General features: G+C 62.8%; 19 protein-coding genes, 3 tRNA genes and 3 rRNA genes. 7 read left to right on the forward strand and 18 right to left on the reverse strand.

Translation table 11 applies throughout. The annotated features are described in order from the left end of the window. Positions 1-67: 67 nt before the first annotated feature. The gene (locus tag GYM46_RS04790; protein WP_008264264.1) at positions 68-1,018 is read right to left on the reverse strand and encodes a dihydrodipicolinate synthase family protein; all 951 of its coding nucleotides are present in this window, start codon (positions 1,016-1,018) and stop codon (positions 68-70) included. 130 nt (positions 1,019-1,148) lie between these two features. On the opposite strand from GYM46_RS04790, the gene GYM46_RS04795 reads away from it, so the two are divergent. The 5 genes from GYM46_RS04795 to GYM46_RS04815 all read left to right on the forward strand — a co-directional run bounded on the left by GYM46_RS04795 (position 1,149) and on the right by GYM46_RS04815 (position 3,796). Then, complete coding sequence (locus GYM46_RS04795) at positions 1,149-2,159, forward strand: LacI family DNA-binding transcriptional regulator (protein WP_008260005.1); 1,011 nt, start codon at positions 1,149-1,151, stop codon at positions 2,157-2,159. 12 nt (positions 2,160-2,171) lie between these two features. Then, on the forward strand, positions 2,172-2,915 hold the full coding sequence (locus GYM46_RS04800; protein ID WP_008261729.1) for a sulfite exporter TauE/SafE family protein: 744 nt from the start codon (positions 2,172-2,174) through the stop codon (positions 2,913-2,915). A 97-nt stretch (positions 2,916-3,012) separates the two neighbouring features. Next, positions 3,013-3,132 (forward strand): serine hydrolase, encoded by a 120-nt coding sequence (locus GYM46_RS16810; protein ID WP_008259887.1) that lies wholly within the window; start codon positions 3,013-3,015, stop codon positions 3,130-3,132. Continuing rightward, positions 3,129-3,251, forward strand: coding sequence for a serine hydrolase (locus GYM46_RS17010; protein WP_154726872.1), 123 nt, complete (start codon positions 3,129-3,131; stop codon positions 3,249-3,251). Before GYM46_RS16810 ends, GYM46_RS17010 begins: the two co-directional genes overlap by 4 nt. Positions 3,252-3,304: 53 nt before the next feature. Continuing rightward, a complete protein-coding gene (locus tag GYM46_RS04815; protein ID WP_255343280.1) occupies positions 3,305-3,796 on the forward strand; it encodes a serine hydrolase in 492 nt (163 codons plus the stop codon). A 107-nt stretch (positions 3,797-3,903) separates the two neighbouring features. On the opposite strand, the gene GYM46_RS04820 is transcribed toward GYM46_RS04815, so the two are convergent. The 6 genes from GYM46_RS04820 to GYM46_RS04845 form a co-directional block, all read right to left on the reverse strand. Then, positions 3,904-3,980: transfer RNA gene (locus GYM46_RS04820), tRNA-Met, on the reverse strand. A 103-nt stretch (positions 3,981-4,083) separates the two neighbouring features. Then, positions 4,084-4,198, reverse strand: a 5S ribosomal RNA gene (gene rrf, locus GYM46_RS04825). Between the two features lie 89 nt (positions 4,199-4,287). Beyond that, positions 4,288-7,074, reverse strand: a 23S ribosomal RNA gene (locus GYM46_RS04830). Positions 7,075-7,274: 200 nt separating this feature from the next. Continuing rightward, a tRNA-Ala gene (locus GYM46_RS04835) sits at positions 7,275-7,350 on the reverse strand. Between the two features lie 88 nt (positions 7,351-7,438). Further along, positions 7,439-7,515 (reverse strand) — tRNA-Ile (locus tag GYM46_RS04840). Positions 7,516-7,722: 207 nt separating this feature from the next. Further along, a 16S ribosomal RNA gene (locus GYM46_RS04845) occupies positions 7,723-9,182 on the reverse strand. The 16S, 23S and 5S rRNA genes sit together here with 3 tRNA genes alongside, the layout of an rRNA operon. Before the next feature lie 700 nt (positions 9,183-9,882). On the opposite strand from GYM46_RS04845, the gene GYM46_RS04850 reads away from it, so the two are divergent. After that, positions 9,883-10,290 carry a response regulator gene (locus GYM46_RS04850; RefSeq protein WP_008262157.1) on the forward strand — a complete coding sequence of 136 codons (408 nt, stop codon included), beginning with the start codon at positions 9,883-9,885 and terminating at the stop codon, positions 10,288-10,290. A 166-nt stretch (positions 10,291-10,456) separates the two neighbouring features. Here GYM46_RS04850 and arsH read toward each other — a convergent pair whose 3' ends face one another. The 8 genes from arsH to GYM46_RS04890 form a co-directional block, all read right to left on the reverse strand. Beyond that, positions 10,457-11,209 (reverse strand): arsenical resistance protein ArsH, encoded by a 753-nt coding sequence (gene arsH, locus GYM46_RS04855; protein ID WP_008262206.1) that lies wholly within the window; start codon positions 11,207-11,209, stop codon positions 10,457-10,459. Continuing rightward, the gene (arsN2, locus tag GYM46_RS04860; RefSeq protein WP_008263990.1) at positions 11,206-11,625 is read right to left on the reverse strand and encodes an arsenic resistance N-acetyltransferase ArsN2; all 420 of its coding nucleotides are present in this window, start codon (positions 11,623-11,625) and stop codon (positions 11,206-11,208) included. Before arsN2 ends, arsH begins: the two co-directional genes overlap by 4 nt. After that, a complete protein-coding gene (gene arsB / locus GYM46_RS04865) occupies positions 11,625-12,716 on the reverse strand; it encodes an ACR3 family arsenite efflux transporter (protein ID WP_008261001.1) in 1,092 nt (363 codons plus the stop codon). Before arsB ends, arsN2 begins: the two co-directional genes overlap by 1 nt. Next, entirely contained in the window at positions 12,716-13,138 is a 423-nt protein-coding gene (gene arsC / locus GYM46_RS04870) for an arsenate reductase (glutaredoxin) (protein ID WP_008261063.1), read from the reverse strand. The genes arsB and arsC overlap by 1 nt, the downstream gene beginning before the upstream one ends. A gap of 7 nt (positions 13,139-13,145) precedes the next feature. Beyond that, positions 13,146-13,481 (reverse strand): ArsR/SmtB family transcription factor, encoded by a 336-nt coding sequence (locus tag GYM46_RS04875; protein WP_008263976.1) that lies wholly within the window; start codon positions 13,479-13,481, stop codon positions 13,146-13,148. Between the two features lie 215 nt (positions 13,482-13,696). Further along, entirely contained in the window at positions 13,697-14,629 is a 933-nt protein-coding gene (locus GYM46_RS04880) for an aspartyl protease family protein (protein WP_008263158.1), read from the reverse strand. Positions 14,630-14,737: 108 nt separating this feature from the next. Beyond that, entirely contained in the window at positions 14,738-16,126 is a 1,389-nt protein-coding gene (locus GYM46_RS04885; RefSeq protein ID WP_008262230.1) for a sensor histidine kinase, read from the reverse strand. 123 nt (positions 16,127-16,249) lie between these two features. Continuing rightward, a complete protein-coding gene (locus tag GYM46_RS04890) occupies positions 16,250-16,756 on the reverse strand; it encodes a hypothetical protein (protein ID WP_156796396.1) in 507 nt (168 codons plus the stop codon). Between the two features lie 55 nt (positions 16,757-16,811). On the opposite strand from GYM46_RS04890, the gene GYM46_RS04895 reads away from it, so the two are divergent. After that, positions 16,812-19,151 carry a M16 family metallopeptidase gene (locus tag GYM46_RS04895; protein WP_008261135.1) on the forward strand — a complete coding sequence of 780 codons (2,340 nt, stop codon included), beginning with the start codon at positions 16,812-16,814 and terminating at the stop codon, positions 19,149-19,151. Between the two features lie 89 nt (positions 19,152-19,240). On the opposite strand, the gene GYM46_RS04900 is transcribed toward GYM46_RS04895, so the two are convergent. From GYM46_RS04900 to GYM46_RS04910, 3 genes are all read right to left on the reverse strand, one after another. Then, positions 19,241-20,257, reverse strand: coding sequence for an AAA family ATPase (locus GYM46_RS04900; protein WP_008263564.1), 1,017 nt, complete (start codon positions 20,255-20,257; stop codon positions 19,241-19,243). Between the two features lie 86 nt (positions 20,258-20,343). Continuing rightward, positions 20,344-21,018, reverse strand: a complete 675-nt coding sequence (locus GYM46_RS04905) for a response regulator transcription factor (protein WP_008262845.1) — start codon at positions 21,016-21,018, stop codon at positions 20,344-20,346. A gap of 121 nt (positions 21,019-21,139) precedes the next feature. Further along, complete coding sequence (locus tag GYM46_RS04910) at positions 21,140-24,373, reverse strand: TonB-dependent receptor domain-containing protein (RefSeq protein ID WP_198004264.1); 3,234 nt, start codon at positions 24,371-24,373, stop codon at positions 21,140-21,142. Between the last annotated feature and the right edge of the window lie 67 nt (positions 24,374-24,440).

Here is a 24,440-nt window from a genome sequence, read left to right on the forward strand (position 1 = left end):
AGGGCCGGTGCGGGACCACCCCGGAAGCAAAAGGTCCTCGCACCCTGCGGCGCGAGGACCCATCAACTCATTCGGCGGCGATGGCCGCGGCGGAGACCGGTCCGATCCCCGCCGCGTCAAAGGCGGCGAAGATTTCCCGCTCCGCCGCTTCGCCCAGATTCTTGAGCGGCTCGCGGATGGTGGCATGGTCGAGCACGCCGCGCTTTACCAGACCCAGTTTGAGGGCGACCGTGCCCTCCATGTGCGAACCCCGATGATAGACGGCCTTGGTCACCGGCAGCAGCTGTTCGAAGATGCGGCGCGCCTCGGGATAGTCCTGAGCCTTGCCGGCCTCGATCAACTGAATCAGCAGCTCGGGCGCGATGTTGCCATAACCGACCAGCAAGCCGTCGACGTCGAACATGGTCGGCAGCAGCCATTCGTCATGGCAGGAAAGAACCTGCAGCTCGGGCGCGGCCTTCTTGATCTCGGGGATCTCGGTGTACCAGCGCTTCATGTTGCGTACGCCGTTCTTGGTGGCGACCACGCCCTCCTGAGTGGCGATGTCGATCTGGGTTTGCAGATCATAGGACGCCTTGGTGGCGTCAGGGTATTGGAACAGGATGCACTCCAGGCCGGACTCCTGCCAGATCGCCTTGTAGCGGTCCTGAGGCGCGCCCTTCTGGAAGCCGAACCGCAGCCAGCCGTGGTTCGGATAGACCAAGGCGCCCGTCGCGCCGGCGGCCTTCGAGGCCTTGGCCTCCTGGGCGGCGACGCGGGTGCCCTCACCCGTGACGCCGGCGATGATCGGCACGGCGCCATCGACCGCCTCAGCATAGGTCTCGATCAGCTTCAAGCGCTCTTCGACCGTCAGGAAGGTGCCTTCCCCGGCATGGCCCAGGATGACCAGGCTCTTCACGCCCTTGATCGACACCAGCCATTTGGCCAGCTGCGCATTGGCGGCATAATCGACCTCGCCATCGCGAGTGAAGACTGTGACGGGGGCGGGGCTGAGGCCTCGCAAGTCCATGACGCTCATGATTTCCTCTCTGGGGTTTCTTATGCGTATCGCCAAATAGGGAACGATACCGGGATCGTTCCCACTTTACATCCGGGTTTGGCCGGGTCAAGCGTTCTGGCAGGAGGCGTCATGGAATCAGAGCATCGACATGCGTGAGCGGCGCGGCGAAACGGGCCGCGTGACCATTCTGGACATCGCCCGAGCAACCGGCGTGTCCAAGAGCAGCGTGTCTCGCTTTCTTGACGACCGGTCGCCTTCCAATAGCGAGACGGCTCGTCTGGTCCGTCGCGTGGCGACAGAGCTGGGTTATGTCCGCGATGCCTCGGCCGCCAATCTGCGTCGAGGCTCGACCGGCACGATCGGCGTGATCGTGCCGCGCCTGACCGATACGGTGATGGCGATGTTGTACGAATCCCTCGCGCGCGCAGCAGGCCGCGCCGATCGCTTCACTATCGTCGCCACGAGCAACGACGAGCCGGCCGCAAATCAGCGCGCTGCCGAGATGCTGCTCGCGCGCGGCGTTGACGGACTGGTGCTGGCGACGACGCGGACCGGCGACGGCCTGGCCGACAAGCTGTCGGCCCAGGGCGTGCGCTTCGTCCTCGCCCTGCGCACGGACGGCGTGCATCCGTCATCGGTGGGCGATGACGCTCTGGGCGGCTATCTCGCCGCACGCCACCTCATCGACCTGGGACACCAGCGCATCGGCGTCATCGCCGGGCCCGCCGACACATCCAGCGCAGTGAGCCGGGTCGAGGGCTATCGCCGGGCGATGGAGGAAGCCGGCCTCGTCGTTCAGCCGGAATGGATCGTGCCATCCACCTTCGGCTTGGACGCCGGCCATCTGGCGGCGCGCGAGCTGATGACCCTGGCGTCTCCGCCCACCGCCATCTTCGCGATCAACGACAACACCGCCATGGGCGCCCTGTCGGCGCTGGCCCAACTCGGCGTGTCGGTGCCCGGCGACATCTCGGTGGTGGGCTACAACGACATCCCGATCGTCAGTCACCTGCCCACGCCCTTGACGACGGTGCGCACGCCCTTCGATCAGATCGCCGCCGCTGCGGTGAATCTGCTCCTCGACGGCGAAGATCCGGCCGAGCCGATCATACGGACAGCGCCGACCCTGATCCCAAGGCAATCGACGCGGCGGCTCTAGAGTTTAGATCAGATGGAGTCGACCACACTCGTCCTTGTCGCGGCCGCCTTCTTCGCCGCCGGTTGCGTCAAGGGCGTGTCCGGCATGGGCCTGCCGACGGTCGTGATGGGACTTCTAGGCGCGCTGCTGTCGCCATTGACTGCCGCCAGCCTGGCTACCGTCCCCACCTTCTTGACCAATGTCTGGCAGCTCTTCAGCGGCGGACGCTTGGGGCCTCTGGCAAAACGTTTCGGGCTCATGCTGGCCCTAACGTTCACAGCCACCCTCGCGGGCACAAGTCTGATCGTGAGACTGCAAGCCGCCCAGATCACAGGCGCCCTGGGAGTCGTGCTCGCGCTCTATGCGGCCTATGGCCTATTGGCGCAGCCGTTCAGCCTTTCGCCTCTATGGGAGCGCCGCCTCGCGCCGGTATCGGGTCTTTTCACCGGCGCCATCACGGGCGCGACCGGCGCTGCGGTGGTCCCGCTAGTCCCTTTCCTTCAGTCGCTCGACCTGTCGAAGGACGACCTTGTCCAATCCCTGGGCCTGTCCTTCACAGTCTCAAGCCTGGCTCTGGCGATGGGCCTGGCCTGGCATGGCGCACTGCAAATTGATGTCGGCCTGATCTCCATTGCAGCGACGCTCCCCGCGGTCGTCGGCATGATTGCTGGTCAATCTCTGCGCCGCCGCATATCCCAAGCCCTGTTCCGCCGCCTGTTCTTCATCGCCATCGCCCTGCTTGGTCTAGAAATGGCGACGAGAACCCTTCGTGGCTGAAATGAGGGCGCGGCCTATTCGATGTTTAAAGCAGACAGCACCACTCGCCTGCCTGAATGCGCGTGAAACAGACATTCGGCACCCCGCTTTGAGTCTCATGGCGGACAGCGTCTTTCGAATTGGCTCGCTGACAAAGCAGTTCACCGCCGCCGCCCTTTTGATGCTTGCGGAGGACGGGAAGCTCTCTCTGGATGCCCCTGTGAACCGGTATCTGTGACGCACGTTCTGTCGCTGGAGCCGACCCATCAATTTCCGCCCGGTACTGGCTGGGCCTACTCCAGTTCGAACTACGTCTTGGCTGGCGCAATAATCGAAAGGGTCTCCGGGCAGCCCTGACGGGAGTTTATGGCGGCACGGATATTCCGCCCACTGAGCATAACCGGTGCGCACTGGATGATGATCGCGCTCTCGCGTCAGGTAGGGCCTCGGGTTACGACCGATTGGTGGCGGAGAAGCCGGGCTATGTTAACGCCCACACGGTGAGCCTGAATATCCCATTTGCTGCCGGCGCAATGCGCTCGACGGTCGTCGATCTATTGATCTGGAGCCAAGCACTGAGCCACGGCCAAGTTCTGAAGGATGACAGCTACCGTCAGATGCTGACTGCGGCCCGCCTGAATGATGGAGCTCGCGCGAGCTACACGGATGAAAATGGTGATCATCCGATTGATTACGCCCTCGGAATCGGCGTGACGGAAACGCTGGCGGGGCCTGTGGTCTCCCATGACGGCGCGATCGATGGTTTCACCAGCAGCCTGACGATTTTCACCGGACCTGATCTCGCCGTTGCAATTCTGGTCAACACGTCGCCCAGCGCGCACCTTCCCTTTGACGATGTGATGGAGGCCATCAGAGGCGACCCGGCAGTGAGCGTTCGCTAGATCCTCCTGGCGACATGTCCTCCTAGTGGCCTCCGCTGGGATTTTCGAGGCGTCGGACTTCGGCCAGCAAAAAGCCGCTGAGCGTTATGCTCAGCGGCTGTTTTGTTTGGGTGCGGGAGTAGGATTTGAACCTACGACCTTCAGGTTATGAGCCTGACGAGCTACCGGGCTGCTCCATCCCGCGGCAAGCGGTAGTCGTGAAGGAAGAACGGTTCGAGAAGCCTGGGCTGAAGTAGCGCGAAGCGCGATAGCCCATGTATTTAGCAATCACTCTGTCCGCCCGGTAGACCCGGCGGCGACCTACTCTCCCGCGCCTTGAGACGAAGTACCATTGGCTCTGGAGGGCTTAACGACCGAGTTCGGAATGGGATCGGGTGGGGAACCTCCGACATAGCCACCGGGTCAACGGGGCGGACAGAGAGATTGCGAAGAAGACATTGTCGTGACGATCATCGGGTCAAGGATGATCATCGAATGAGTTTTGCTGAGAAACGATCAAACCGATCGGATTATTAGTACCAGTAAGCTGCATGGGTCGCCCCACTTCCACACCTGGCCTATCAACGTGGTAGTCTTCCACGATCCTCAGCGAAGCCTTGTTTTGAGGTTAGTTTCCCGCTTAGATGCTTTCAGCGGTTATCTATTCCATACTTAGCTACCCTGCTGCACAGCTGGCGCCATGACAGGTACACCAGAGGTATGTCCATCCCGGTCCTCTCGTACTAGGGACAGATCCTCTCAAGCTTCGAACACCCACGGCAGATAGGGACCAAACTGTCTCACGACGTTCTGAACCCAGCTCACGTACCACTTTAAATGGCGAACAGCCATACCCTTGGGACCTGCTCCAGCCCCAGGATGTGATGAGCCGACATCGAGGTGCCAAACTTTGCCGTCGATATGGACTCTTGGGCAAAATCAGCCTGTTATCCCTAGAGTACCTTTTATCCGTTGAGCGATGGCCCTTCCACTCGGGACCACCGGATCACTATGGCCGACTTTCGTCTCTGCTCGACTTGTCAGTCTCGCAGTCAGGCGAGCTTATGCCATTGCACTCGACGAGCGATTTCCGACCGCTCTGAGCTCACCATCGCGCGCCTCCGTTACACTTTAGGAGGCGACCGCCCCAGTCAAACTACCCACCACGCCATGTCCCGGGACCGGATAACGGCCCTCGGTTAGACGTCAACGACAGTAAGGGTGGTATTTCAAGGACGACTCCACCAGAGCTGGCGCCCCGGTTTCATAGTCTCCCACCTATCCTACACATACGGTCGCTAACGCCAAGGCGAAGCTATAGTAAAGGTTCATAGGGTCTTTCCGTCTGACCGCGGGAACCCCGCATCTTCACGGGGAATTCAATTTCACTGAGCCTATGCTGGAGACAGTGGGGAAGTCGTTACGCCATTCGTGCAGGTCGGAACTTACCCGACAAGGAATTTCGCTACCTTAGGACCGTTATAGTTACGGCCGCCGTTTACCTGGGCTTCAGTTCGTCGCTTTCACAACTCCCTTTAACCTTCAGGCACCGGGCAGGCGTCAGACCCTATACGTCGCATTGCTGCTTCGCAGAGCCCTGTGTTTTTGCTAAACAGTCGCTACCCCCTGGCTTGTGCCACTCAGTCCTGGTTGCCCAGGGTGAGTCACGCTTATTCCGAAGTTACGCGTGCAATTTGCCGAGTTCCTTCAGCATAGTTCTCTCAAACGCCTTGGTATGCTCTACCTGACCACCTGTGTCGGTTTCGGGTACGGTCTCTGCTGGAGTTATTTCCTGGGACAACGCCCCCGCACACACAATCCAATAAGTGGGTACGAGTTAAGCCATCCGTCACTTCCAGCTGGTGCAGGAATATTTACCTGCTTCCCATCGACTACGCTTTTCAGCCTCGCCTTAGGGGCCGACTAACCCTGCGCAGATTAGCTTTACGCAGGAACCCTTGGTCTTTCGGCGAGAGTGTCTCTCACACTCTTATCGTTACTCATGTCAGCATTCTCACTTCCGATACCTCCAGCCAGGCTCACGCCTGACCTTCACCGGCCTACGGAACGCTCCGCTACCGCTTGCAGTAAACTGCAAACCCATATCTTCGGCGCACGGCTTGAGCCCCGTTACATTTTCCGCGCAGGATCGCTTGATCAGTGAGCTGTTACGCTTTCTTTAAAGGATGGCTGCTTCTAAGCCAACCTCCTGATTGTCAAAGCAATCCCACATCGTTTCCCACTTAGCCGTGACTTGGGGGCCTTAGATGATGGTTAGGGTTGTTTCCCTTTTCACGACGGACGTTAGCACCCGCCGTGTGTCTGCCCGATAGTTCTCTTGGGTATTCGGAGTTTGGTTAGTATTGGTACCGCTCGCGCAGCCCGCAACCATCCAGTGCTCTACCCCCCAAGGAATTCGTCGGACGCTCTACCTAAATAGATTTCGCGGAGAACCAGCTATGTCCAGGTTTGATTGGCCTTTCACCCCTATCCACAAGTCATCCCAGAATTTTTCAACATTCACGGGTTCGGTCCTCCAGTTGGTGTTACCCAACCTTCAACCTGCTCATGGATAGATCACCTGGTTTCGGGTCGTCATACGTCGAACTTAGCGCCCTATTCAGACTCGCTTTCGCTGCGCCTACACCTAACGGCTTAAGCTTGCTCGACACATGAAGTCGCTGACCCATTATACAAAAGGTACGCCGTCACCCCGCTTGGGGGCTCCGACTGCTTGTAGGCTTCCGATTTCAGGATCTGTTTCACTCCCCTTGTCGGGGTGCTTTTCACCTTTCCCTCACGGTACTTGTTCACTATCGGTCGTAGAGGAGTACTTAGGCTTGGAGGGTGGTCCCCCCATGTTCAGACAGGATTTCACGTGTCCCGCCCTACTCGAGTCTCTTGCTGTTTGATGACTACGGGGCTTTCACCCACTATGGCCGACCTTTCCAGATCGTTCGTCTTTATTTCACAAGAGCACTGGCCTGGTCCCGGTTCGCTCGCCACTACTACGGGAGTCTCGGTTGATGTCCTTTCCTCCGGGTACTGAGATGTTTCAGTTCCCCGGGTTCGCTTAATGAAGCCTATGTATTCAGCTCATTATACCTTTCAACAATCCGCCAATCGCCGCTCCGGCCGAAACCGAAGCAGAGTTGGAAGACTGTAAAGGTGGGTTTCCCCATTCGGAAATAACCGGATCAAAGGGTGCTAGCGCCTCCCCGGTTCTTATCGCAGCTTGCCACGTCCTTCATCGCCTCTCTACGCCAAGGCATCCGTCAGAAGCCCTTCAACGTTTGATCGTTTCTCAGCAAAACTCATGCTCGGTTTATTCCGCCCGACTGGAAAGTCGCCGGGGGACCGAGCCTGATTTTTGTCAGACAATGTCTTCTTCTCGAACAAGACCTACAAGCTCAGGGGAGCCGGTCACGTTCTTCCTTTACGATTTCAATGCACGCCGGCCTTACGGCCAACGGCAAACTTGAATGCGATCACAAGATCCTGGTGGAGCCAGACGGAGTCGAACCGACGACATCCTGCTTGCAAAGCAGGCGCTCTACCAACTGAGCTATGGCCCCATTTCAACAGGAATGGTGCAAAGCCCAGGAGAGCTGTCATACGATACTGCCTGTGGGCTGGAGGCCAACCCCAGCAACCAGCATGAGCTGGTAGGCCCGGGCAGACTCGAACTGCCGACCTTACGCTTATCAGGCGTACGCTCTAACCACCTGAGCTACGGGCCTATGGCAGCGACAGCCAGGTCAAGAGACCCAGGCTCGCGATCGCGTCACCAATACATCAACCCGTATGGTCGATGCGTCGATGACGAAAGTGGAAAGAGAAACGGAGACGGCGGCATTCCGCATAGTGCTCGGCGCTGTGAAGCGCTCCGCTAAATCGGAGCCTCAATAGACAGCCTCGTGAGAGACGGCCTGGAGAAGCATCCTTAGAAAGGAGGTGATCCAGCCGCAGGTTCCCCTACGGCTACCTTGTTACGACTTCACCCCAGTCGCTGACCCTACCGTGGTCGCCTGCCCCCTTGCGGTCAGCGCAGCGCCTTCGGGTAGAACCAACTCCCATGGTGTGACGGGCGGTGTGTACAAGGCCCGGGAACGTATTCACCGCGGCATGCTGATCCGCGATTACTAGCGATTCCAACTTCATGCCCTCGAGTTGCAGAGGACAATCCGAACTGAGACGACTTTTAAGGATTAACCCTCTGTAGTCGCCATTGTAGCACGTGTGTAGCCCACCCTGTAAGGGCCATGAGGACTTGACGTCATCCCCACCTTCCTCCGGCTTAGCACCGGCAGTCCCATTAGAGTTCCCAACTAAATGATGGCAACTAATGGCGAGGGTTGCGCTCGTTGCGGGACTTAACCCAACATCTCACGACACGAGCTGACGACAGCCATGCAGCACCTGTGTCCTAGTCCCCGAAGGGAAAGCCAGATCTCTCTGGCGGTCCAGGCATGTCAAAAGGTGGTAAGGTTCTGCGCGTTGCTTCGAATTAAACCACATGCTCCACCGCTTGTGCGGGCCCCGTCAATTCCTTTGAGTTTTAATCTTGCGACCGTACTCCCCAGGCGGATTGCTTAATGCGTTAGCTGCGTCACCGAAATGCATGCATCCCGACAACTAGCAATCATCGTTTACGGCGTGGACTACCAGGGTATCTAATCCTGTTTGCTCCCCACGCTTTCGAGCCTCAGCGTCAGTAATGAGCCAGTATGTCGCCTTCGCCACTGGTGTTCTTCCGAATATCTACGAATTTCACCTCTACACTCGGAGTTCCACATACCTCTCTCACACTCAAGACACCCAGTATCAAAGGCAATTCCGAGGTTGAGCCCCGGGATTTCACCCCTGACTTAAATGTCCGCCTACGCTCCCTTTACGCCCAGTAATTCCGAGCAACGCTAGCCCCCTTCGTATTACCGCGGCTGCTGGCACGAAGTTAGCCGGGGCTTCTTCTGTAGGTACCGTCATTATCGTCCCTACTGAAAGAATTTTACAATCCTAAGACCTTCATCATTCACGCGGCATGGCTGCGTCAGGCTTTCGCCCATTGCGCAAGATTCCCCACTGCTGCCTCCCGTAGGAGTTTGGGCCGTGTCTCAGTCCCAATGTGGCTGATCATCCTCTCAGACCAGCTACTGATCGTCGCCTTGGTGAGCCTTTACCTCACCAACTAGCTAATCAGACGCGGGCCGCTCTAAAGGCGATAAATCTTTCCCCCGAAGGGCACATTCGGTATTAGCACAAGTTTCCCTGAGTTATTCCGAACCTAAAGGCACGTTCCCACGTGTTACTCACCCGTCCGCCACTAACTCCGAAGAGTTCGTTCGACTTGCATGTGTTAGGCCTGCCGCCAGCGTTCGCTCTGAGCCAGGATCAAACTCTCAGGTTGAGTTGACTTCTGACCTAAGCTTGAAGACCACCGAAGTGATCTTGGCATTAGTTCTACGTATTTTATTGACGAGTTCCCACGTCATCGATCCGAAGACCGACGCATGGTATCTTTTCAAAAAGACCGCAGATAGTCAGTGTCGTATAATGACCCGAAGGTCATCGCTAGAACACCGCCGCCTGCGTTTCTCTTTCCATATCAACAATGTCAAAGACCCAGAACCGCCTCAGCGGCCCGACTTGTTTAGCGCCTCGTCGTCGGCGGAGGCGGCGATTTAGAGAACCGCGAACCTCGTGTCAACCGCTCTTTTCAGAGATTTTGCAGAACTAAGACCGAAGCCTCAAAACCACAAAAAACCACCGGAGGAAAACGCAGAGGCTTTCCTCTTAACCGTTCGGCGATTCGATTGGAGCGCGGAACCTATTGAAACCAACCCAGGAAAGCAAGAAGTTTCTCAACTCTTTCTTCCCCTCAAAACCTCCGAAACCAAAGCTCCGAAGCCCTCAGGGCCGGCCCGTTTCCGAGCGAGGCGGTCCTATACGTAGGGGCCATTTCGTCTGCAACAGGATTCTGACATTCCCGCGAAGATTCTCGCCAACTCCCGATCGGCGAACAGCCGCGCTTGCCGCAGGGGCGCCCGCCCGCGCGGCGCTGGAACCGGACTCCTTTCAGATCGTTCTTGATCCGAAGCGGGGCCTCAATGCTGTCGAACTCCATGCCTGCGCCCCCTGAGGCTGCGGCCGACGCGCCGCATGTTCTCGTCGTTGAAGACGAGTTTCTGATCCGAATGCTGGTCTCAGATCACCTTCGTGATGTGGGCTTCGTCGTCATCGAGGCCTTCAACGCCGACGAGGCGGTCGCGATTCTGAAGTCGGGCGCTTGTATCGACCTGATCTTCACGGACGTACGCATGCCGGGGGCGATGGACGGGCTCGGGCTTCTGGCCTACGCACAACTTGGTCAGCCGAGGATTCCCGTGCTCGTGTCCTCCGGCCACCTCGAGCCCGAGACCGCCTATGCGGGCGGCGCCGCCGGTTTCCTGCCGAAGCCCTGCGACCTTGACGTTCTGGTCGTCGCGATGAGGACGGCCCTGGCAGCCGCCGCCTAGCAGATCGGCCTTCCGGCGCATTCAGCCTCGGCGACGGCTCTGGCCTTCTCGCGACGATAGTCCCTGCATGCCCCGCCGACCGAGGTGGGCCCTGTCCGCCCGGATCGAGGCCGTGCGCCTGGACGGCGCGTCCGTGCGACACCCTCCGTGCGGACCCTGGGCGGAATCACTGCGGCTTAATGGCGATGGCGGAAAGATCGGTCTGTGGGTCCAGAGGGACGCCCGCAGCCTTGCGCTCGGAATAGCGGTCGACCAGCTGGGCCGCGTGGGGGCGCAGCAGGATCGTGAAGCGCACCAGTTCCTCCATCACATCGACGATCCGGTCGTAATAGCTGGAGGGCTTCATCCGGCCGTCGTCGTCGAACTCGTTGAAGGCCATGGCCACGCTGGACTGGTTGGGGATGGTGAACATCCGCATCCATCGCCCCAGCAGGCGCAGGGTGTTGACGGCGTTGAAGCTCTGCGACCCGCCCGAGACCTGCATCACCGCCAGGGTGCGGCCCTGGGTCGGCCGCATCCCGCCCAGGCTGAGCGGCAGATGGTCGATCTGCAGCTTCATGATCCCCGAGACCTGACCGTGCCGCTCCGGGCTGCACCAGACCATGCCCTCGCTCCAAAGGGCGTGTTCGCGCAGTTCATGAACCGCGGGATGGTCGTCCGCGACATGCTGGTCCGTCAGCGGCAGATCGCGCGGATCGAAGATCCGGGTTTCGCACCCCATCCATTGCAACAGCCGCGCCGCCTCCTCGACGCACAGGCGCGAATAGGACCGGTCCCGGAGCGATCCGTAGAGCAGCAGGATCCGGGGCGGCGGGTCGTTCGGCCCCAGCCCCGCCGCCGGATCGCGCGCCAGATAGGCCGGGTCCAGGGCGGGCAGATGGTCGGGGTCCGGCAGGGGCCGCAGACGGTCGAAACTCATGAAATGGCCTTGGTCATATAGGCGGCGGACGCCGGGCAGAGCGCCGCGAACTCGCGCGTCCGAAGGATGGCCTCGGGGGCCGCCTCACGCGCGCCGCGCACAAATCCTCGGCGAGCGAAGAAGGCCTCCGCCGTAGTCGTCAGCAGGTGCAGGGTCTCCGCCCCCAGATCCCTGGCCACGTCTTCTGCGGCGGTCAGGAGGCGCGCGCCTGCGCCCCGCGCCCGATGATCGGGAAGGACGACCAGCGACCGCAACAGCAGATGCCGCCCCTTGCCTTCCAGCCCTGCGTAGCCGACCAGGGCGCCGTATTGGGTCGCGCCGAAATAGCGGCCGGCGCCAGGCTCGGGCAGGCCGGCCTCAGCCAGGGCTGCGATCAGGCCGCGATCGCTGGCGTCGACCACACGCAGGGCGACCATCAGGCGTCCGCCGGCGGGGCCGTGTCGGCGAACCAGCGCCGGCCCATCCACAGGGCGACCGACACCAGCAGGATCAGCACCGGCACCTCGACCAGAGGGCCGATCACCGCAGCGAAGGCGACAGGCGACGTCAGGCCGAAGGCGGCGATGGCCACGGCGATGGCCAGTTCGAAATTGTTCGAGGCGGCGGTGAAGGCCAGGGCCGTGGTGCGCGGATAATCCGCCTCGATCAGCTTGCCCATCAGGAAGCTGACCACGAACATCACCAGGAAATAGATGGTCAGCGGCACGGCGATACGCAGCGCATCCAGCGGCAAGGCCACCACCTCGCCGCCCTTCAGGCTGAACATGGCGACGATGGTGAACAGCAGGGCGACCAGGGTCATCTGCCCGATGCGCGGCAGGAACCGGGTCTCGTACCAGGTTTCGCCCTTGCGCCGGATCAGGACCAGGCGGGTCAGGAAACCCGCCAGGAACGGCACGCCCAGATAGATCAGCACCGCCCCCGCTATGGTCCAGAAACGGATCGCGACCACGCTGCCCTCGAGCCCGAACAGCGGCGGCAGGACCGACAGGAAGAACCAGGCGTACAGGCTGAAGAACAGGATCTGGAAGATGGAGTTGAAGGCGACCAGGCCGGCCACATACTGGTTGTCGCCGCGCGCCAGCTGGTTCCAGACCAGGACCATGGCGATGCAGCGGGCCAGGCCGATCAGGATGACCCCGGTCATATATTCCGGCTGATCCCTCAGGAAGATCACCGCCAGGGCGAACATCAGCACCGGCCCCAGCACCCAGTTCTGGAACAGGGACAGCAGCAGCACCCGCCTGTCCGCAAACACCTGCGGCAGGGCCTCGTAGCGCACCTTGGCCAGGGGCGGATACATCATCAGGATCAGGCCAATGGCGATGGGGATATTGGTCGTGCCGACCGACAGCCCGTCGAGCCAGGCCGGCAGGCCGGGAACGAAGGCGCCCAGCGCCACACCCAGCCCCATGGCGACGAAGATCCACAGGGTCAGCCAACGGTCGAGGAAGGACAGCCGCCGGGGCGCGGCCGCAGAGGCTGGGGCGACGGGCGTATCGACCATCAGCGAACCCTCCGCCCCTCGGCGTCGATCACCACTTCGCCGTCTTCCTTGACGAAGGGTTTGAGCCCGTCCTCGGGCAACAGATCCAGCACCGCCTCGGACGGCCGACACAGGCGCACGCCGCGCGGCGTCACCACGATCGGACGGTTCAGCAGCACCGGATGGGCCTCGATGGCGTCCAGCAACTGGTCGTCGCTGATGGCCGGATCGCCCAGCCCCAGTTCGGCGAAGGGCGTGCCCTTCTCGCGCAGGAGATCGCGCAGCGGCGCGCCCGTCCGCGCGGCCAGGTCCTGGATCAGGGCGCGGCTGGGCGGCGTCTTCAGATATTCGATCACATGCGGCTCGATCCCCACATGCCGGATCAGCGCCAGGGTGTTGCGCGACGTCCCGCAGGCGGGGTTGTGATAGATGATGACGTCCATGGGGTCCTCAGTCGCGGCAGGGCGCGAGTTCGGCGAGCCTCGGCTCGCAAAGATCGGCGCGACCCTGGCAGCAGTCCTCCAGCAGGAAGACGGTCAGGTCGCGCAGTCGGCTCAGATCGGCGCGATAGATGATGGACCGGCTGCGCCGCTCGGCCGTGATCAGTCCGGCCCGCGACAGCACGCCCAGATGGGCCGACATGGTGTTGGCCGGGATCGCCAGCCGATTGGCGATGTCGCCGGCGGCCAGTCCCTCCGGCTCATGCCGCACCAGAAGCCGGAACGTCTCCAGACGCGTGTTCTGGGCGAGCGCGGCCAGGGCGAAAATGGCGATCTCCGATTCCATACTTCTACTATAATGGAAATATTAGGACGGACAAGCGACCGAGGCCTGGCGATGTCGCCGATCGGCGTGGTCGCCCTGCTCGTTCCGGCCATGCTGACGCCGAGTCTCCGAACCCGACGGCGGTGATTCCAGCCCACCCGCGAACAGAGGCGGATGCGTGCGCAACAGATGACGTTGAAAGCTTCGCAGGCGGATTTAGCCCCCGGGCAGCCGGCTCAACGGGGATCAGGACCGTTTGGCTGCTGCGGGATACGAATCTGCAGTTCGCTGCGTGGGAAGTCGAGGGCGTAGGCGTCGAGGTTGTTCAGCAGATCGGCGCCGAGGATCAGGCTGGGACCGCCTTCCGCCCCAGCGTCGTCCGCCTCGCCCGCGATGAATATCAAGGGCGCATCGCGGAAATTCACCGGACCCAATCTGATGCGGCCGACGACCCCTTTCAGGACGACCGTCCCATGCTGCGTCGCTCCCCGGATCTCACCCGCCGGCGTGAGCCGCGGATCGGTTTCCGCCCAGCCCAGCGCACGAAGGGCTCCGCCCGACGCCACGGAGACGGCCGCGCCGGTATCGACGAGGGCGGTGAAGGTCACCCCGTCGATCTCGACCGGCACCGTCAGGAGGCCGCTGTCATCCAGACGGCCCGCCACGGCCACGAAGCCGTCGGCCGCCGCACCGGAGCGTTCGAGGCTCAGGCGGTTGGCGGCGTGATCAAACAGAAGACGATCTCCAGTGAACCTCTCCATGCCGATAATGCCGCGCGCCTCGGTGACGCCGGCGTTCGGAAGGGCGAGCATCCCGACGCTCTCGACGTCGAACAGGGGGGTCTTGAAGCGATCAACACCGTACAGGCCGGCTTGCTGCTGGCCTGCGACGCCGCCGATATTCATCTCGCCTATGGCGGGCAGTTTCAGTTCGTCGACCAGGGGCAGGGTGACGAGACTGGTCTGGGCGGCGGTGTCGACCACCATGCGGAACGGCCCCTTGCCGTTGATCTCGGCGTCTAGGGTCGGCCGACCGCGCGTGTCGCGGGTCAGGACCGCGACCCTCGACACGGCGGGCGCCGCTTCGGCCTGCGCGGGCGGCAGCTGCGGCTCCCCGGCGGGGGCCTGCGTGCTCAGGGCCAGACTGGCGATCAGGATCAACGCGTGCATGAAGGGCTCCAGGACAGATCGACCTCTGTACCGGACCAAGCTGATCGGAAGCTGGCGCCGTCTGCCCAGGACCGGATGCGTTGCGTGACCCTTCCCCAGGGCCGAGCCTCAGGGCCGGGCCGGAATGTTCGGATCGAAACGCAGCGCCACCTCCGCCCCACCGCCGGCGACCTCGCCGATCACCACCGCGCCCTCGTGGCGATCAACCACCGCCTTGACGATGGCCAGACCCAGCCCATAGCCGCTGCGTCCGGTGGAGAACCGGGTGAAGGGCTCAAACAGCGTCTTGATCTGTTCACTGGGTATGCCCGGCCCCTGGTCGCAAACCCGAACCCAGCCGTCCTTGTCCAGTCGAACGACGACACGCTGGCCCTGCGCCGAAAACGACAGGGCGTTGTCGATGACGTTGCCGATCGCGGTCTCGACGAGGCTGGGATCGGCCCAGAGCCCATAGCGGGTCACCTCCCGCTCGAAGACGAGATCGAGACCGCGACGGGCCGCGACGACCTCCCGCTCGCCCACCGCCCTGCCGGTCAAGGTCACGAGATCCGATTCCTTCAGGGGCTCCGGAGCCTCGCCGATGGTCATCAGTTTGAGCAGCTGATTGGCGAGATTCGTCAGGCGCCGAACGTCGGAGATCAGCTTGTCCTTCAACTGCCCGTCGTCCATGATTTCCAGCCGCGTTCTGAGCACCGTCAGAGGCGTGCGCATTTCATGCGCAGCGGCGGACAGGAAAAAGCGCTGACGCTTCTGGGCCTCGTCGACGCGCACGATCATCTGGTTCAGCGCCGACACGAGCGGCGCCACTTCCAGCGGCAGACCCTTTTCCGGAAACAGCTCGCTCAGATTGTCGGGATCGAGATCGCGCGCCATGGCGGCGACCCGCCGGATCCGCAACACGTTCGCCAACAGGATTATGGTGAAGACGACGAAGGCCGCCCCTACGGTAAACAGGAATATCCCGCCGTAGCTCCATATGAACTTGCCATAGAGCCGGGCCGAGCCTGCGGCGGCATTGGTCGTGGCGTGTTCGATCCCGGCGTATTCATAATAGCTCGCCTGTCCGCCGCAGTCCGAATAGGCGAGGAAACTGCGACCTGGGCCGCCGGGATCGCTGTTGGTGTTGGTGAGGCAGAGGCCTGGATAGACCTTCGTCAGATTCTGGCTCTGCAGCCGGTCGAACGCCAGGCGGATGAAGAAGGGCGTTCCCTCTCCGGAGCGGAACTCCCGCCCCTGCACCCGAACAAAATAGCGGAACTTGGGATTGTGCGCCTTGATGTCCCGCAAGACCGGATCGGCTTCCAGGTCGCCGCCGGCTCCCGCCTGCTCGCGTTCAGCGAAGGCGAAGCGGCTTAAGACCTCGGATGCGCTGGCTGCGGTGACCTCCAGAGGATCAGCGACGCCGGTCGGCTCGACCGACAGCAAAGGACGCAGGGTGAAGAAATAGACGCCGAAGCCGACGAACAGGATGGTGATGATCGCCAGTTGCGCGAACATGGATCGGTGCAGGCTTCTTAGCTTCAGGCCCAATCCATCCTCCTCGCCCCAAGGCGTCCCTGCCCCACCCTAGCCGATGCGCGCGCCGCGTCGAAGCCGCACATCGGGCCTTGGTCCGCAAGGTCAGTCGGCGGCGGAGGCCAATGCTGCGAAAGGAGCCATCACGGCAGGGCTGGCGGCCTGCCGTTGGGCCAGGCGCGCCAGATCGCCGCGTATCCGTCGCGCTGCCCCCTGATCCGGGAAGGCCGCCAAAACGGTCAGGAACGCGGCGGCGTCAGGAGCCGGATCCCCGGGATCGGCATAGTCGCGGCGGGTCGGATAAAGGCTTTGCAGCAGGGCGGCCTGAAGCAAGGCGCCGGCAGTGGCGCTTTCGCCCGCCCTCCCATAGGCGCGTGCGGCGGCCAGCCTCATCCCCGCTGACGGCGACATGACGAAACGAAGCTGCCGCGTCAGACCGGCCAACTGCTGTGCATCGAGCGCGACAGGCGCGCCCTGCTCCAGGGCGAGGAAGAGGGCCAGGTCGTGCAGCCTGACGGGCGGACCGCCAAGATCGGCGGACAGGGCGTCCAGGCGCGCTTGTCCGCCCCCCTGGCCCCACTGCGCCTCGGCGACCCGGTCATAGAGCCGCATCTGTCGGCCCTGCATCGCCCCGGAGAGACTCGAAAGCTCGTCTTCAAGCTCCTTGATGACGGCCGGGTCGCGCGTGGGCCACCTGACGGACGGCATGACCCAGGCCCTGCTCGACGAACAGCGGGCCGTGGTCAAGAACGAGAAGCGCCAGAATGAACTCGGCCCCGGCCGTTCGGCGGAAGCCCAGTTCCTGAAGGGCTATTATCCGGCCGGCCATCCCTACGGCCACACGACCATCGGCTCCATGGAGGACATCGACGCCGCGACCCTGGAGGACGTCAAGGCCTGGTTCGACGCCCACTACGGCGCATCGAACGCGGTGCTAGTCCTGTCCGGCGACATCGATGTCCAGACGGCGCGTGAGAAGACGGCCTTCTATTTCGGCGGCGTCCGCCAGGGCGAGCCGATCAGCCGCCCCGACCGCTGGACGCCCTCGTTTGCGGACATCCGACGCGACATCGTCTACGAGAACCTGCCGGCCGCCGTAATCTCCCGCACCTGGCCGTTGAACAACGGATCGCCACGCGACAACACGATGCTTCAACTCGCCGCCAAGGCGATGGCGCGGGGGCGAGGCACGCCGCTCCATGACGCGCTGGTCGAGAATCTCAAGATCGCCGACGGCGTGTCGGCCGGCGTCAGCGAGAGCCAGCTGACCAGCGCCTTCAATCTCTCGGTCGCCCTGAAGCCCGGCGTGACGCCCGAGGCCGCCAATGCGGCCATCGATCGCGAACTGGCGAAGTTTTTCCAGACCGGCCCTGACAGGGACCGCCTGGAAGAGATCGTCACGGCGAGCGACATCTCGCTGTTGCAGACGATGGAAAGCAGCGCCGCGATCGGCGCCTGGCTGGCCAGCGGCGCCGTCACCCACGACAACCCGGTCTATTTCCTGAAGCAGCGGGAATGGATCGGCGACGTCGACGCCAGGGCCGTGACGCAGTTGATCAAGGCTGCCCTGTCGCGCCCCTATTATGAACTCGTCCAGCTTCCCACGCCCGTTCCGGCCGCGGCGCCGACGGGCCTGGCGGACCCGACCCGCATGCCCGATCCCAGCCCCGCGGACGCGGCGATCGCCTTCCCCAGCGTCTCGGAAGCGGTTCTCGCCAACGGCTTGAAGATCGTCGTCGCCCATCGCCCCAATCTGCCCATCGTCAGCGCCAGCCTGCAGTTCTCGACCGGCTCTCTGGCGGAGGACGCCTATGGACGAGGCACGGCGAGCCGCGCCTTCGCCATGCTGACCAGCGGCACGCGCCGCTACGACGCCGAACAGCTCAAGCGCCAGGCGACGAAGGCCGGCGTCAACATCGCCGCCGCCGCCCAGGCGCGTGAAAGCGCTGTGATGTGGACCATGCTGAGCAGCCGTCTCGACGACGGTTTCAGCTTCGCCTCGGAGGTGGTGCGCCATCCCACCTATCCCCAGGCGGAGATCGACAAGGCGCTGGAGCGGGTCGGGCCGCAGTTCGACGCCTATGAACGCAATCCCCTGCAGTCGGCCGGCCCCGTCTATGGGCGGGCGATCTGGGGCGAGGACCATCCTCTGGGGCGGATCGGCACGCGCGAGGACGCCAACGCCATATCGCGCGACGAGATCCAGGCCTTCCATGATCGCGAGATCGGACCGAACAACGCGACCCTCTATCTGGTCGGCGACATCACGATCGACCAGGCCAAGGCCCTGGCCCAGGCCCACTTCGGCGACTGGCGCCGCGTCACGCCGACGCCTGTGAAAGAGCGAGGGGCGGCGACCGCGACGCCGGGCCGCATCATTCTGGTGGATGCCCCAGGCGCGGCCCAGACCAGTCTGACGGTCGGCGAGCTCACGACCGCGTTCGACGCGGACCAGGCGGCCGCCGGCGATCTTGCGGATGGAATCCTGGGCGCAGCCTTCAACAGCCGCCTGAACATGAATCTGCGAGAAGAGAAGGGCTGGACCTATGGCTTCACCGGCGGCGTCGCGGACACGCCGGTCGGCCCGCGCACCTTCACGGCGTCAGGCACGGTCGAGACTGACCGCACCGCCGACGCCATGAGGGAGGTCCGCAGAGAGATCGCCGACTATGTCGCCGACCGGCCCGCTACCCTCGAGGAGCTGGAGCGGGCCCGCACCGCGCGCATGCGGGCCCTGCCCTCGGCCTTCGCCGGCAACGCCGCCTTCCTCTCGGCGATCACAGGCGCCGCCGCCTATGGCCAGCCCTATGACCGCGCGGCTACGTCCGGCGCGCGGTTGGCGGCGGTGTCGCTGGATCAGGTTCAGGCCGTGTCGCGCACGACCTACGATCCGACGCGCCTGACCTGGGTGGTGGTGGGCGATCTCTCCAGGATCGAAGCCCCCGTCCGCGCGCTGAACTTCGGCCCTGTCGAGGTCTGGGACATCTACGGCCACAAGGTCCGCTAAGCGCGCGCCGAAAACAGAAAAAGGCGCCGCGGGCCATGCAGGATCCCGCGGCGCCCTCAAGCACCCTCGCAAACGGCCCAGATTGGGGACTAGTCCGTCGCGTAGGGCCGCTTCACTTGGGCCAGAACGTCTCCCAGGAGATCGTCGGCCGAAAGGGCGTTGGCCTGGGCGTGGTAGTTCAGCACCAGGCGGTGGCGCAGCACCGGCATGACCACAGCCGCCACATCATTGGTCGAGACCGCGAAACGGTCGTCCAGCAGGGCCTGGACCTTGGCGGCCAGCATCAGGCTTTGCACGCCGCGCGGCGAGGCGCCCAGCGCCACGCTGCGGTTGATGCTGTCCGGCGCATAGTCGCTGCCCGGCTGGGTCCCCATGACCAGACGAATGGCGTAGGCCTTGGCCGCTTCGGTCACCGGGACCTGCCGCACGACCGCGCGCATGTGCTGCAGGGTCTCGGCGTTGGTGACGGCGTTCAGCACCACGTCGTGGCCGCTCGTCGTGCGGTCGATGATGGCGTGATAATCGGCCTCTGAAGGATAGCCGACCACCAGCTTGAACAGGAAACGGTCCAGCTGGGCCTCCGGCAGCGGATAGGTGCCTTCCTGGTCCACCGGGTTCTGGGTCGCCATGACGCAGAACGGTTCGGGCATCTTGATGGTGCGGCGGCCCACCGTCACCTGTCGTTCCTGCATCACCTCCAGAAGCGCGGACTGGGTCTTGGGCGTCGCGCGGTTGATCTCGTCGGCCAGGACCAGGTTCGAGACGATCGGCCCCTGCTGGAAGGTCAGTTCATGGCCGCCGCCCTCGGCTTCGGTCAGAACGGTGGTGCCGACGATGTCGGCGGGCATCATGTCGGGCGTGAACTGGATACGCGAGAACGGCAGGTCGATGGCCCGACTGATCGAGGAGACCAGCATGGTCTTGCCCAATCCCGGCACGCCTTCGAGCAGGACGTGGCCGCCGGCCATCAGCGCCGTCAGCACGCCGTCGACGACGTCGGCCTGCCCCACGATCATCCGCCCGACCTCGGCGCGGATCTTGATGAAGGTTTCCTTGAACGCGGCCGCGCTCTGGCGGGCCAGTTCTACGTCGTCAGTCGAAACCATTGAAAATCCGCACACTTAGATTCAGTCAGACAGGGTATGACACATAAGGCTTGCACCAGTCTGGCAGGCTTTCGAATGACGCGGCGTCAGCCTTCGTCGGCCAGACAATAGCCCAGCCCCCTCACCGCACGGATACGCACCCGGTCCGTGCGCCGCGCCAGATTGGTGCGCAGCCTTGAAATCTGAGACTCGAGCGAGTTGGCGTTGACGACCTTGTCGTAGCCGTAGACCCGCGCCTCCAGCGTCTCGCGCTGGATCACCGCGCCGGGTCGGGCCATGAGCGCCTCGAGCACCAGGGCCTCCGTTCGGCGCAACGTCAGCGGAGCCTCGTCGATGAAGAAGACGCCGCTCTCGAGATCATACAGCAGCGGTCCGAACTGACGGGTCTCGCGCCGAACCTCGAGAGAGCGGCGCAGGGCGATGCGGATTCGGGCCAGAAGCTCGCGGGGCTCGAACGGCTTGGCGATATAGTCGTCGGCGCCGGACTCCAGGCCTTCGACCCGATGGTCCGGCGTCGCCATGGCCGTGAGGATGATGTAGCGCTGACGCCGGTTGCGATGGGCGGAATAGGCGATCAGCGAGACGCCGTCGCCATCCGGCAGTCCCCGATCCAGCAAGACCAGATCGAATTCATTGGCGTCCACGGCGCTGCGCGCAATGGCCAGGGACGGCGCGACATCGACGACGAACCCCTGGCGTTCCAGGTAGATGACGAGGGTCTCGGCGACATCCGCATCGTCTTCGACCAACAACAGACGCATCAGAAACACCTCGCTGGATCGAAGGCGTCGACCCCGTGGGCAATGCCGCACGCTTCTCCTTTAGCGAACCTGACGGCATGGGCGCCAGCGTCGGGGCGCGTCGTGACGCGCCCCGACCCCTTCAGAACGAATACTGAAGTTCGAGGGAGAAGGTTCGACCCGCCGCATTGTAGCGCGCCGTATCGTATGGACGGCCCTGAACCACGACGAACGGCGGAGCTTCGTCCAGAATATTCCGGCCGGCGAAGTTCAGACGAATGTCGTTGTTGATCCGCCAGGCCGCCGTCAGATCCATGATCAGCATGTCATCGACCGGGATCAGACGGTTTTCATACATGTTGACGCCGGCCGACCGGAAGATCTCGTAGTCGTTGGTGTATTCAGGCGTGTAATAGGCCCAGAGAGACGCGTTGAAGTCGTGATAATACCAGCCGAGCGACCCGACCACCTTGTAGTCGTCCGGTCCCTGCAGAAGGCCCAAGGCGGACAGCGGCTCGCGGTCAGGGAAGGCCTGGCGTTCGGCCTTGATGTTGTCGAGCACATTGATCTTGGGTTCGAACGTCCCCCAGTTCGTGTTCCACAGATAACTCAGTTCGTAGTTGATCGACTCATACTCCGACCCGACGATGTTGAAGGTCATCTGGCGCGCCTCGATGATCTTTCCGTTGGCGTCGCGCGGATAGAATTGCGTCAGGCGAAGGATTTCATCCCGGCGCAGGAAAGTCTGGAGATCGTTCTGGTTCGCATATTCGCTGTCGATCTTGGTCGAATTGTACGCAACGTCGAACGTCAATCCGTCCAGCATCCCCTTCGGCCGCCACGTCAGGCCATAGGACACCTGGGTGGACTTCTGAGGTTCAAGGTCGGGGTTCGGCGCAACGACCCTCGGCACCACATAGGTCCCAGGCCGCGAACAGTCCGTCGTGCACTTGTACAGCGGATCGTCGGAGATGGTAGTCGTCGTGCGCTGCGTGCCGAGCGGATTGAACAGTTGGGTATAGGGCGGCGCCTGGAAACCTTCCGTCCAGCGCGCGCGCAGGGCCAGGCCCTCGAAAGGCTCCCAACGCAGGCCGACGGCCGGCGTGGTGTTGGCGAAGGTGTTGGAATCGTAGAGCAGTTCTCCGCCCATCGAATACGGAACGTTGTTCACCGTCCCGATCGGCCCTTCTGTCGTATAGCTGTCACGACGGGCGGCGAGGCTGAGCAGAAGCGACCGCGCACCAGTGTAGTTGAAGTTCTCGCCGAAGATCGGAACCCTCAACTCCGCGAAATAGGCATGTCGATCTCGGGTGACAGGATTGATGGTGCGAATCCGCACTTCCTTACTATCGGTGTCGTCAACCGTCATCTCGGCGCCGACCGCATAGAACAGCTTGCCGGCCGGCAGCGTCCACAGGACGCCGTTCATACGCGCTTCCCAGTTCTGGGTGCCAGACGCGCGCGCTTCCGTCACGGGGATATAGTAGAAGTCAGCGACGTTGGACCCGCCGCCGTCGGCGGTGGACTTCCATGGATTGAAGGCGAGAGTCGGATCGCTGCTGGTCAAGGCCAGGCACTGGCGATCAAACACGCCTTGAAGATAGTCACGGTCGGCGCCGGTGACGCGATTTTCCGCCAGATCGCGATTGTAGCACTTCACCCCGCTCGGCGAGGTCGCATCCGCTTTGAAATCCACGATCGAACCCAGGTTCGGGCTCTGACCGGAGGTGTCGGCCTCGGACCGCGAATAGAGGAGCTCGATCTTGGTGTCCGCGTTGAACTGGTAGCTCAGGCCAGCATTGATGTTCCACTGGGTCGCGGTGTTCGAAATCCGTCCAGCCGGCAGTTGTCCAGCCTCGACCTCCGCCTGAGGATTGTAGGCGACGATCGGCCCCGGCGTGAACCTGTCGAACGGATTGGCGGGGAATGGATTATAGGCCTGACCCGGCGCCAACTGAACCTCAAGCCCCTCCGCATAGAGGATGTCCTGCTCGCTCTTGGAGCGCGTGTAGAGCGCATCCCCGAAGAACGTCAGCTTGTCCGTGATCTTCTGCTCGAAGTTCAGCGTAGCGCTGGTGCTTTCCGACTCCGGTCCGGCGAACTCGGGCACGTAGTCGGGCAGGGCTTCCGCGCCGACAGTGATGAAGTCGTTCAAGCCGGGCCGGCCGACGAAGCCAGGTCGCACGGTCAGGCCTTGCGAAACGTACCCGCTTTCGAACGTCACCGGATCGAAGCGATAGAAGCTCCGATCGATCACGCCGGGCTGCAGCCCCCGACTGAAGGACCGCGTATCGAAGGCGGTATCTCCGCCATAATAGCTGGAGTAGTTTTCGGTGACGTATCCGCTCTTGTGGTTGTTGACCGGTTTGCGGCGACTGAAGTCCAGCGTTCCCGAGATGTTTCCCGATCCCCAGGAATAGCCGGAGAACAGGCTGATGCGGCTGTTGTCGGCGTCATTGCTCGACACCTCGTGCTGAACCGTCAGCGTCGATCCGACGAAGTCCTTGCGCAGGATGAAGTTGATGACGCCGCCGATGGCGTCAGCGCCGTAGACAGCCGAGGCCCCGCCGAACGAGATTTCCACGCGCTCGACGGCGCTGAGCGGAATGCCGTTCAGATTGGCGAACCCGTCCTCGATGCCGGCGGCGCCCGCGACCCGTCGACCATTGATCAGGATCAGGGTGTTGCCCGCACCCATGCCGCCCAGGTTCGCCGCCGACACGCCGAGCGAGCCGATCTGCGAGACACCGACCTGCCCCCGATTGGAAAGGGGGCCACGCGCCCGTTCGTTGGTGACGGCGCCGATGGTGGCGACGTTCTGCGGCAGTGTGCGGATCAACTGCTCGACGCTGGTCACGCCGCGCGCCTGAATCTCCTCCTTGGAGATGACGATGACGCGCGAGGTCGGATCCCCGCTCCCCAGTCGGCTGCCCGTCACCTCGACCGAGTCCACGACGGCGGCCTCGCCGGCGGTGTCGATGGCGGCCTGCTCGGCGCGCGCGCGTTCCTCATCCGTCTTTTGCGGCGCCGCCGATTGCGCCCAGGCGCCGCCGGCCGATGCACAGAGCATCAAAGCCAACATCGAAGTGCTCATCGTCCTTGTCATAAGTCTCTCCCCCTGCCGGCTATGCCGGCGCAATTTCCACCTCCGTTGCACGGTGAAAGGAATGACGCGGTGTTCAGTGACCGGCAGAAATTCCGCAGCACGTTGCAACACCGTCATGGTTACGTCGCCAAGCTTGCACCAAACTGGCAGCACCAACGGCGTTCTGCTGAATTCGCCGATTTCAACACCCGCAAGCAATAATATTGCCCGGAGTGACGACGGAGACACAGCCCGTGCATGATCGAGCACAGGATCGGCCCATACCGGCAATCCCTTCCTTCAGACAGGGCAATGGAAACACCACGGGCGGCCGGATTTCCTACGCCCGTTCCGACGG

Source organism: Brevundimonas mediterranea (assembly GCF_011064825.1).
GTDB lineage: Bacteria > Pseudomonadota > Alphaproteobacteria > Caulobacterales > Caulobacteraceae > Brevundimonas > Brevundimonas mediterranea_A.

What these genes read in the sequence shown, in the direction of transcription:
- GYM46_RS04905 (WP_008262845.1), bottom strand. Translation starts at nt 21,018, where the DNA reads ATGCGTCTGTTGTTGGTCGAAGACGATGCGGATGTCGCCGAGACCCTC.
- GYM46_RS04885 (WP_008262230.1), bottom strand. Translation starts at nt 16,126, where the DNA reads ATGTTCGCGCAACTGGCGATCATCACCATCCTGTTCGTCGGCTTCGGC.
- GYM46_RS04880 (WP_008263158.1), bottom strand. Translation starts at nt 14,629, where the DNA reads ATGCACGCGTTGATCCTGATCGCCAGTCTGGCCCTGAGCACGCAGGCC.
- arsN2 (WP_008263990.1), bottom strand. Translation starts at nt 11,625, where the DNA reads ATGGTCGCCCTGCGTGTGGTCGACGCCAGCGATCGCGGCCTGATCGCA.
- GYM46_RS04890 (WP_156796396.1), bottom strand. Translation starts at nt 16,756, where the DNA reads ATGCGGCTCTATGACCGGGTCGCCGAGGCGCAGTGGGGCCAGGGGGGC.
- GYM46_RS16810 (WP_008259887.1), top strand. Translation starts at nt 3,013, where the DNA reads ATGGCGGACAGCGTCTTTCGAATTGGCTCGCTGACAAAGCAGTTCACC.
- GYM46_RS04795 (WP_008260005.1), top strand. Translation starts at nt 1,149, where the DNA reads ATGCGTGAGCGGCGCGGCGAAACGGGCCGCGTGACCATTCTGGACATC.
- GYM46_RS04875 (WP_008263976.1), bottom strand. Translation starts at nt 13,481, where the DNA reads ATGGAATCGGAGATCGCCATTTTCGCCCTGGCCGCGCTCGCCCAGAAC.
- arsH (WP_008262206.1), bottom strand. Translation starts at nt 11,209, where the DNA reads ATGAGTTTCGACCGTCTGCGGCCCCTGCCGGACCCCGACCATCTGCCC.
- arsC (WP_008261063.1), bottom strand. Translation starts at nt 13,138, where the DNA reads ATGGACGTCATCATCTATCACAACCCCGCCTGCGGGACGTCGCGCAAC.
- arsB (WP_008261001.1), bottom strand. Translation starts at nt 12,716, where the DNA reads ATGGTCGATACGCCCGTCGCCCCAGCCTCTGCGGCCGCGCCCCGGCGG.
- GYM46_RS04790 (WP_008264264.1), bottom strand. Translation starts at nt 1,018, where the DNA reads ATGAGCGTCATGGACTTGCGAGGCCTCAGCCCCGCCCCCGTCACAGTC.
- GYM46_RS04900 (WP_008263564.1), bottom strand. Translation starts at nt 20,257, where the DNA reads ATGGTTTCGACTGACGACGTAGAACTGGCCCGCCAGAGCGCGGCCGCG.
- GYM46_RS04850 (WP_008262157.1), top strand. Translation starts at nt 9,883, where the DNA reads ATGCTGTCGAACTCCATGCCTGCGCCCCCTGAGGCTGCGGCCGACGCG.
- GYM46_RS04895 (WP_008261135.1), top strand. Translation starts at nt 16,812, where the DNA reads ATGACGGCCGGGTCGCGCGTGGGCCACCTGACGGACGGCATGACCCAG.
- GYM46_RS04800 (WP_008261729.1), top strand. Translation starts at nt 2,172, where the DNA reads ATGGAGTCGACCACACTCGTCCTTGTCGCGGCCGCCTTCTTCGCCGCC.